Annotated in this window: 7 protein-coding genes; all 7 read left to right on the forward strand. The window is 70.3% G+C overall.

The annotated features are described in order from the left end of the window. Positions 1-756: 2-oxoglutarate dehydrogenase complex dihydrolipoyllysine-residue succinyltransferase (gene odhB, locus PKE44_RS11740; protein ID WP_324551342.1), on the forward strand; the 756-nt coding region annotated here is incomplete at its 5' end. A gap of 111 nt (positions 757-867) precedes the next feature. Then, positions 868-2,292, forward strand: coding sequence for a dihydrolipoyl dehydrogenase (gene lpdA, locus PKE44_RS11745; protein ID WP_324551344.1), 1,425 nt, complete (start codon positions 868-870; stop codon positions 2,290-2,292). Between the two features lie 166 nt (positions 2,293-2,458). Further along, positions 2,459-3,202 carry an SDR family oxidoreductase gene (locus PKE44_RS11750; RefSeq protein ID WP_324551346.1) on the forward strand — a complete coding sequence of 248 codons (744 nt, stop codon included), beginning with the start codon at positions 2,459-2,461 and terminating at the stop codon, positions 3,200-3,202. A gap of 48 nt (positions 3,203-3,250) precedes the next feature. After that, entirely contained in the window at positions 3,251-3,637 is a 387-nt protein-coding gene (locus tag PKE44_RS11755) for a CidA/LrgA family protein (protein WP_324551349.1), read from the forward strand. Then, positions 3,624-4,355: an LrgB family protein gene (locus PKE44_RS11760; RefSeq protein ID WP_324551351.1), complete on the forward strand. Its 732-nt coding sequence runs from the start codon at positions 3,624-3,626 to the stop codon at positions 4,353-4,355. Before PKE44_RS11755 ends, PKE44_RS11760 begins: the two co-directional genes overlap by 14 nt. Positions 4,356-4,517: 162 nt before the next feature. After that, entirely contained in the window at positions 4,518-6,212 is a 1,695-nt protein-coding gene (locus PKE44_RS11765) for a di-heme-cytochrome C peroxidase (protein WP_324551352.1), read from the forward strand. 138 nt (positions 6,213-6,350) lie between these two features. Continuing rightward, positions 6,351-7,823: a succinylglutamate-semialdehyde dehydrogenase gene (gene astD / locus PKE44_RS11770; protein ID WP_324551355.1), complete on the forward strand. Its 1,473-nt coding sequence runs from the start codon at positions 6,351-6,353 to the stop codon at positions 7,821-7,823. Positions 7,824-8,093 lie beyond the last annotated feature (270 nt).

Genomic DNA, 8,093 nt, shown 5'->3' on the forward strand with positions numbered 1-8,093 from the left:
GCGAAGCCGGCGGCCACGCCGGCCGCGCTGCCGGCCGGTGCCTGGCCGTTCTCGAAGCGCATGGAACAGCGCGTGCCGATGACGCGTCTGCGCGCCCGCATCGCCGAACGCCTGCTGGAGGCGAAGAACACCACGGCGATGCTGACGACGTTCAACGAAATCAACATGAAGCCGGTCATCGACCTGCGCAACAAGTACAAGGACCAGTTCGAGAAGTCGCACGGCGTCAAGCTCGGTTTCATGTCGTTCTTCGTCAAGGCGGTGGTCGAGTCGCTGAAGCGCTACCCGGCGGTCAATGCCTCGATCGACGGCAACGACATCGTCTACCACGACTACTACGACGTCGGCATCGCGGTCAGCTCGCCGCGCGGTCTGGTCGTGCCGATCCTGCGCAACGCCGAGGACATGTCGCTCGCCGACATCGAGAAGGCGATCGGTGACTTCGGCAAGCGCGCGAAGGAAGGCTCGCTGACCGTCGAGGAAATGACCGGCGGCACCTTCACGATCACCAACGGCGGCGTGTTCGGCTCGCTGATGTCGACGCCGATCCTGAACCCCCCGCAGAGCGGCATCCTCGGCATGCACGCGACCAAGGACCGCGCCGTCGTCGAGAACGGCCAGGTCGTCGCACGGCCGATGATGTACGTCGCGCACTCCTACGATCACCGCATCATCGACGGCAAGGAGGCGGTCGGCTTCCTCGTCGCCGTCAAGGAAGCGATCGAGGATCCGGCGCGGATGCTGCTCTCCGTCTGAGCGCACGACCCGGCGATTTCGGGGCGGGGGTCCGGCACCCCTGCCCCGTCGCGCCTGCCCGTTCGTTTGCGCCCCATCCCTTACCGGAAGCACTCTTTTAGGGAGACTGTCATGGCCAAGACTTATGACGTCGTCGTCATCGGCGGCGGCCCGGCCGGCTACGTCGCGGCGATCCGCTGCGCCCAGCTCGGCCTCGCGACCGCCTGCGTCGAGAAGTGGATCAACATCGAAGGCAAGCCCGCACTCGGCGGCACCTGCCTGAACGTCGGCTGCATCCCGTCCAAGGCACTGCTCGAATCCTCCGAGCACTACCACAAGCTGCAGCACGGCCTCGAAGCCCACGGCATCAGCGTCGGCGAGGCGTCGGTCGATGTCGCGAAGATGATCGGCCGCAAGGAGCAGATCGTCTCGCAGCTGACCGGCGGCATCGCGCAGCTGTTCAAGGCCAACAAGGTCGACTGGCTGCAGGGCCGCGGCAAACTGCTCGCCGAGCGCCAGGTCGAGGTCACCGGCCACGACGGCGCGGTCGAGGTGGTCGAGGCCGACAACGTCATCATCGCCGCCGGCTCGGTGCCGATCGACATCGGCGCGGCGCCGAAGGATGACAAGCTGATCGTCGATTCGACCGGCGCGCTCGCCTTCACCGAGGTGCCGAAGCGCTTCGGCGTCATCGGTGCCGGCGTCATCGGCCTCGAACTCGGCTCGGTCTGGAAGCGCCTCGGCGCCGAGGTCGTGATCCTCGAAGCGGTCGAGGACTTCCTCGCCGCCGCCGACCATCAGATCGCCAAGGATGCGCTGCGCCAGTTCCAGAAGCAGGGCCTCGACATCCGCCTCGGTGCGCGCGTGACCGGCTCGACCAAGACCGACACCGAGGTCACGGTCCAGTACACCGACAAGAACGGCAACCACGAGCTCACCTTCGACAAGCTGCTGGTCTCGGTCGGCCGGCGCCCGGCCACCGACGGCATCGCCGATGCCGCCGCCGATCTGGTGCTGAACGAGCGCGGCTTCATCCACGTCGATGACGAGTGCCGCACCAACCTGCCCGGTGTCTGGGCGATCGGTGACTGCGTGCGCGGCCCGATGCTCGCGCACAAGGGCAGCGAGGAAGGCATCATGGTCGCCGAGTTCATCGCCGGTAATCACGGCCACATGAACTACGACACCATCCCGTGGGTGATCTACACGCAGCCCGAGATCGCCTGGGTCGGCAAGACCGAACAGCAGCTCAAGCACGAGGGCGTGCCGGTCAAGATCGGCACCTTCCCGTTCGCTGCCAACGGTCGCGCCAAGGCCATGGATGCCGCGGCCGGCATGGTCAAGATCATCGCCCACGCCGAAACCGACCGCGTGCTCGGTGCGCACATCTGCGGGCCGATGGCCTCGGAGCTGATCCAGGAGCTGGTGGTCGCGATGGAATTCGGCGCGAGCGCCGAGGACCTGCAGATGACCATCCACGGTCATCCGACGCTGGCCGAAGCCGTGCATGAGGCCGCGCTGTCGGTCGACAAGCGTGCATTGCACCGCGTGAACTGAGCGCAGCCCGCCGCCACCCCGGACCCCGCCTTCTGGCGGGGTCTGTCTTTTCCGGCCCTCCCCGATGTCCGGTGCTCGCGACGATGCGTGGCATTCGCCGTGCATGCCGTCCACAATCGGACACACAGGAGCCGGCGCAGACCCGCACCGGCAGGAGATTCCGACCATGAGTGCCAGCACCCGGCCGGTGGCGGTCGTCACCGGTGCCAACCGCGGACTCGGATTCGAAACCTCGCGCCAGCTCGCCCGGCGCGGCTATCTGGTCGTCGTCACCAGCCGCCATCCCGAGGCCGGCGAGGTCGCAAGCGAACGCCTGCAGGCCGCGGCCGCCGAGGGCGGCGGCGAGATCGTGCTGCAGCCGCTCGACGTGACGCGACCCGACAGCATCGCCGCGCTCGGCGCCTTCGTGCAGGCCCGCTGCGGCCGGCTCGATGCGCTGGTCAACAACGCCGGCGTGCTGCTCGACGGCCACGGCCTCGACGATGCCACCGGCAGCAGCGTGTTCGCCGCCAGCCTCGAAACCCTGCGCACGACCATGGAAACCAACGTCCACGGCCCGCTGCTGCTCGCGCAGGAGTTCGTGCCGCTGATGCGCCGGCGCGGCTACGGCCGCATCGTCAATGTATCGAGCGGCATGGGCCAGCTCGCTGACATGGGCGGCCAGTGGCCGGCCTACCGGCTGTCGAAGACGGCGCTGAACGCGCTGACGCGCATCCTCGCCGCCGAGACCGCCCGCACCGGCATCCTCGTCAACGCCGTGTGTCCGGGCTGGGCGCGCACCGACATGGGCGGCCCGAAGGCCGAGCGCACGCCCGAGGAAGCCGCCTCCGGCATCGTCTGGGCGGCGACGCTGCCCGACGACGGCCCGAGCGGCGGCTTCTTCCGCGACGGCAAGCCGATCCCGTGGTGAGCGCGCCGCGCCCGCAATCTCCCGCCCGCCGCCGGAGTCCCGATCGCCGTGGTTCCCGCCCTGCTCTGTCTGCTCGGCTGTCAGCTGCTCGGTGAGGCGCTGGTGCAGCTGACGCGCGCACCGGTCCCCGGTCCGGTGCTCGGCATGCTGCTGCTCGCCCTCTGGCTCGGTCTGGTCGCGCGCGGGCGCATCCCCGCGGCGCTCGGCCAGACCGCCGACGTGCTGCTTGCGCACCTGTCGCTGCTGTTCGTGCCGGCCGGCGTCGGCGTGATGCTGCATCTGCAGCGCATCGCCGCCGAATGGCTGGCGATCGTCGCGGCGCTGGTGCTGAGCACGCTGCTCGCGATCGCCGCGACCGCCATCGCGATGCGCGCGGTGCTGCGCCGGCTGCCGCCGCCCGCCGACGACAGCGACGGCAGGGATGCCCATGGATAGGAACCTGCTCGACATCTGGGTCTACCTGTCGGCGCAGCCGCTGCTGTGGCTGGCGGTGACGCTCGCGGCGTATCTGGCCGGCTACCGGCTGTTCATGGCCTCGCACCAGCGCGCCTGGCTGAACCCGGTGGCACTGGCCATCCTGCTGATCGCCGGGCTGCTCGCCGTGACCGGCACGCCGTATGCGCGCTACTTCGAAGGCGCGCAGTTCGTGCATTTCCTGCTCGGCCCGGCGACCGTCGCGCTCGCCGTGCCGCTGGTGCGCCACTGGGCGCGCATCCGCCGGATGTGGCTGCCGCTCGCGGTCGGGCTCGTCGCCGGCTCGCTGACCGCGGCGCTGTCGGCGATGGCGATCGCCTGGGGGCTCGGTGCCAGCCTGCGCACGGTGCTGTCGATGGCGCCGAAGTCGGTGACGACGCCGGTGGCGATGGGCATCGCCGAGAAGATCGGCGGCCTGCCGTCGCTGACCGCGGTGCTGGTGATCCTGACCGGCATCGTCGGTGCCGTGCTCGGTCCGGGCCTGCTCGCACGCCTCGGCATCCGCGAGGACGAAGTCCGCGGCTACGCGCTCGGCGTCGCTGCCCACGGCATCGGCACGGCGCGGGCCTTCCAGCTCGGCAGTCTGTGCGGCGCCTTCGCCGGACTCGCGATCGGGCTGAACGCGCTGCTGACGGCGCTGCTCGTGCCGCTGCTGGCAAGCATGCTCGGCCTGTCCTGAACGGCCACGGCTGCTAGATTCCTCGCAGGCCGCGCCCGGCCCTGTCCACGACTGCGCGCCCGCTGCCACCCGCAGCAGCGGCGCCGATTGCAATGCGTCCGTTCCCTGCACACCTCCTTCCACCCGCACGCCTGTTGCCCTGCCTGTCATTCGGAGGCCCCGATGCCACGGATTTCCGCCCGCCTGCCCGCTGTTGCCGCGCTGGCACTGCTGGCCGCCTGCACCGTCACGCCCGGCGTGATCTCCGGTCCGCGCGGCCCGGCCGCGCTGCCGCCCGACACCGTCTGGCTCGATCAGAACTGGTCCGACGAGGACCGCGACCTCTGGTGGTTCACCGGTCAGGGCTCGCACATGATCCCGTACGACTGGTTCCTCGCCCTGCCCGGGGCCGACGGCAAGCCGTTCCGGGCCGATCCGACCCTCGCCGGCTACGGCTTCCTGACCACGCCGGCGACCGTGCGCAATCCCGACGCGCTGCCGGTCGGCTTCGTCAAGGATCAGCGCCCGGCCACCGACATCCGCGGCCAGTGGCTCGGCATGACCTGCGCGGCCTGCCACACCGCGCAGCTGCGCATCAAAGGCGTCGAGGTGCGCGTCGACGGCGGCCCCGGGCTGGTCGATTTCGACGGCTTCATGAACGGCATGGTCGCGGCGATGGACCGCGCCGCTGCCAGCCCCGACGCCTTCTCGCGCTTCGCCGCCGAGGTGCTCGGCAGCAACGCCACGCCCGAAAAACTCGCCGACCTGCGCACGGCCTTCGGCGAGCACACGCAGTTCCTGAAGACGCGCATCGCCGCCAACGCCATCCCGCGCCCGGCCGGCCACGGCCGCGTCGATGCCTTCGGCCAGATCTTCAACCAGGCGGTCGTGCACGCGCTCGGCGTGCCCGGCAACGCCCACCCGGCCGATGCACCGGTCTCGTACCCGTTCATCTGGGATGCGCCGCAGCATGATCGCCTGCAGTGGAACGGCAGCGCACTGAACCTCGGGGCCGGGCCGCTGGCGCGCAACTCCGGCGAGGTGGTCGGCGTGTTCGGCACCGTGAACGTGAACCAGCCCGGCTTCGGCATGCGCGGCTATGCGTCCTCGCTCGACACGCAGCAGCTCGACGGCCTCGAACGCCTGCTGACGACGCTGTGGTCGCCCGAATGGCCGTCGAAGTACGCCGGCCCGCTCGATGCGACGCTGGTCGCGCGCGGCAAGACGCTGTTCGCCGCCAACTGCGCGGGCTGCCACCAGAACATCGACGCGAAGGGCAGCGTCACCTTCGATCGTGCCGATCCGAACCGCCGCATCACCGCGCAGATGATCGACCTCGGCAAGGTCGGCACCGATCCGCACATGGCGAAGAACGTGCTCGCCTGCACCGCCGACACCGGCCCGCTGAACGGCCGGCCGGTCGCGGTGCTGCCGTTCGGGCCGAAGCTCAAGCCGAAGGATCTGTGCGTGAACGTCACCGGCAACGTCGTCGTCGGCGCGATTCTCGGCAACAACCCGCCGGTCAGCCTGTTCCAGGTGCTGGAGTTCCTGAAAGGCAGCCAGGCCCTGAAGGCCAAGCTGATGAACCCGCAGTACAAGGCCCGGCCGCTGAACGGCATCTGGGCGACGGCGCCCTACCTGCACAACGGCTCGGTGCCGACGCTCGCCGACCTGCTGCAGCCGCCGGCGCAGCGTCCGAAGACCTTCCACGTCGGCGATCGCGAATTCGACGCCGGAAAGGTCGGCTACGTCACCGACCGCGGTCCGTTCGTCTACGACACCGCCGAGCCGGGCAACAGCAATGCCGGCCACCTGTACGGCACGAAGCTCGCCACGGCCGACAAGCGCGCGCTGCTGGAGTACCTGAAGTCGCTGTAAGCGCCGTTTCTGCACCCGCCAGCCCCGCCGACGGCGGAGCCTCCCGGAAGCGGAGGCTCCGCCGTCGGTTTTTGCGCCGCGTGCCGGGCTCGCGGCGACTACGCTCGCGCTTCAACACCGGCGGGAGAACGTGCAGCGATGACCCATCTGATCGGCAGCGACTGGCAGCCCGGCGGCGGCGAATCCTTCGCGTCGGAAAACCCCGCGACCGGCGCGATGCTCTGGCGCGGCCATGCCGCCGATGCCGCCGATGTCGATGCCGCGGTGCGCGCCGCACGCGCGGCCTTCCCGGCCTGGGCAGCCCTGGACTTCGAGGCGCGCGTCGAACGGCTGCGCGCCTTCGAGGCCACGCTGCAGGCCAACGCCCCGGAACTCGCCGGCACCATCTCGGCCGAGACCGGCAAGCCGCGCTGGGAGACGGCGACCGAGGTCACGGCGATGATCGCCAAGATCGGCATCTCGATCGCCGCGCACGCCGAGCGCACCGGCACGCGCGAAGGCACGGCCGCCGGCGTGCGCGCGGTGCTGCGCCACCGGCCGCACGGCGTGGTCGCGGTGTTCGGCCCGTACAACTTCCCCGGCCACCTGCCGAACGGCCACATCGTGCCGGCGCTGCTCGCCGGCAATACCGCCGTGTTCAAGCCGAGCGAGCAGACACCGCTGGTCGCCGAGCGCACCGTGCAGCTCTGGCAGGCTTCGGGCCTGCCGGCCGGCGTGCTGAACCTCGTGCACGGCGCGCGTGCGACCGGGCAGGCGCTGGCCACGCATCCGGAACTCGACGGCCTGTTCTTCACCGGCAGCCACGCCACCGGCGAATGGCTGCACCGCAGCTTTGCCGGGCGCACCGGCCGCATCCTCGCGCTCGAACTCGGCGGCAACAATCCGCTGATCGCCGATGCCGTCACGCTCTCCGACCTCGACGCCGCCTGCTGGCACATCGTGCAGTCGGCCTGGATCACCGCCGGCCAGCGCTGCACCTGCGCGCGCCGGCTGATCGTGCCGCTCGGGGCACGCGGCGATGCGCTGATCGAACGGCTCTGCCAGTGGCTCGACGGCATCCGCATCGGCGCGCCCGATGACGAACCCGAGCCGTTCATGGGGCCGCTGATCTCGAACGCCGCCGCCGATGCGCTGCTGAACTTCCAGACCGATCTCGAACTGGCCGGCGCCCGGGTGCTGCGCCGCGCCCAGCGCCTCGACCCCGCCCGTCCGCTGCTGACGCCGGCGCTGCTCGACGTGAGCGCATGCAGCCTGCGCCCCGACGCCGAAGCCTTCGGCCCGCTGCTGCAGCTCGTGCGCGTCGCCGACTTCGAGACCGCACTCTGGGAGGCCAACCACACGCGCTTCGGCCTCGCCGCCGGCCTGCTGTCCGACGATGCGACACGCTGGCAGCAGTTCCGCACCACGATCCGCGCCGGCATCGTCAACTGGAACCGCCCGACCACCGGTGCGGCCAGCAGCGCCCCGTTCGGCGGCATCGGCGACAGCGGCAACCTGCGCCCGAGCGCGTATTACGCGGCCGACTACTGCGCGTATCCGGTCGCGTCGCTGGAGGCGGATACGCTCACGCGGCCGGCGCAGGCAGGGACGGGGCTGGTGCCGCCGGCATGAGACAACCGCAGCGCCCGCCCGGGCCACCGCGACGGGATGGACGCCAGAAGTCCGGTGCGTCAGGGGGGTGGTAATTCTCGCTGCGGGATGCAGGTCGGGGTCGGAATGCGCCTGCGCAGTGCAGGCAGTCGATGGCGCGTACTGGAATCCCGACGCTATAGTTCATCGGCGCACCCGCCTGCGTGTTTCCGGGTACTTTTGCAGACGCTGGTTTGCTGGCATGACGCGGAAGGCGGATTACGGTGTGCGGAAAGGATGGTGAGCCTTGAT

The sequence above is a fragment of the Plasticicumulans sp. genome, from assembly GCF_035331805.1.
GTDB lineage: Bacteria > Pseudomonadota > Gammaproteobacteria > Competibacterales > Competibacteraceae > Plasticicumulans.

Bases quoted from the DNA above. Each gene is read 5' to 3' on its own strand.
- PKE44_RS11760 (WP_324551351.1), top strand. From the start codon at position 3,624: ATGCCCATGGATAGGAACCTGCTCGACATCTGGGTCTACCTGTCGGCG.
- PKE44_RS11765 (WP_324551352.1), top strand. From the start codon at position 4,518: ATGCCACGGATTTCCGCCCGCCTGCCCGCTGTTGCCGCGCTGGCACTG.
- astD (WP_324551355.1), top strand. From the start codon at position 6,351: ATGACCCATCTGATCGGCAGCGACTGGCAGCCCGGCGGCGGCGAATCC.
- PKE44_RS11750 (WP_324551346.1), top strand. From the start codon at position 2,459: ATGAGTGCCAGCACCCGGCCGGTGGCGGTCGTCACCGGTGCCAACCGC.
- lpdA (WP_324551344.1), top strand. From the start codon at position 868: ATGGCCAAGACTTATGACGTCGTCGTCATCGGCGGCGGCCCGGCCGGC.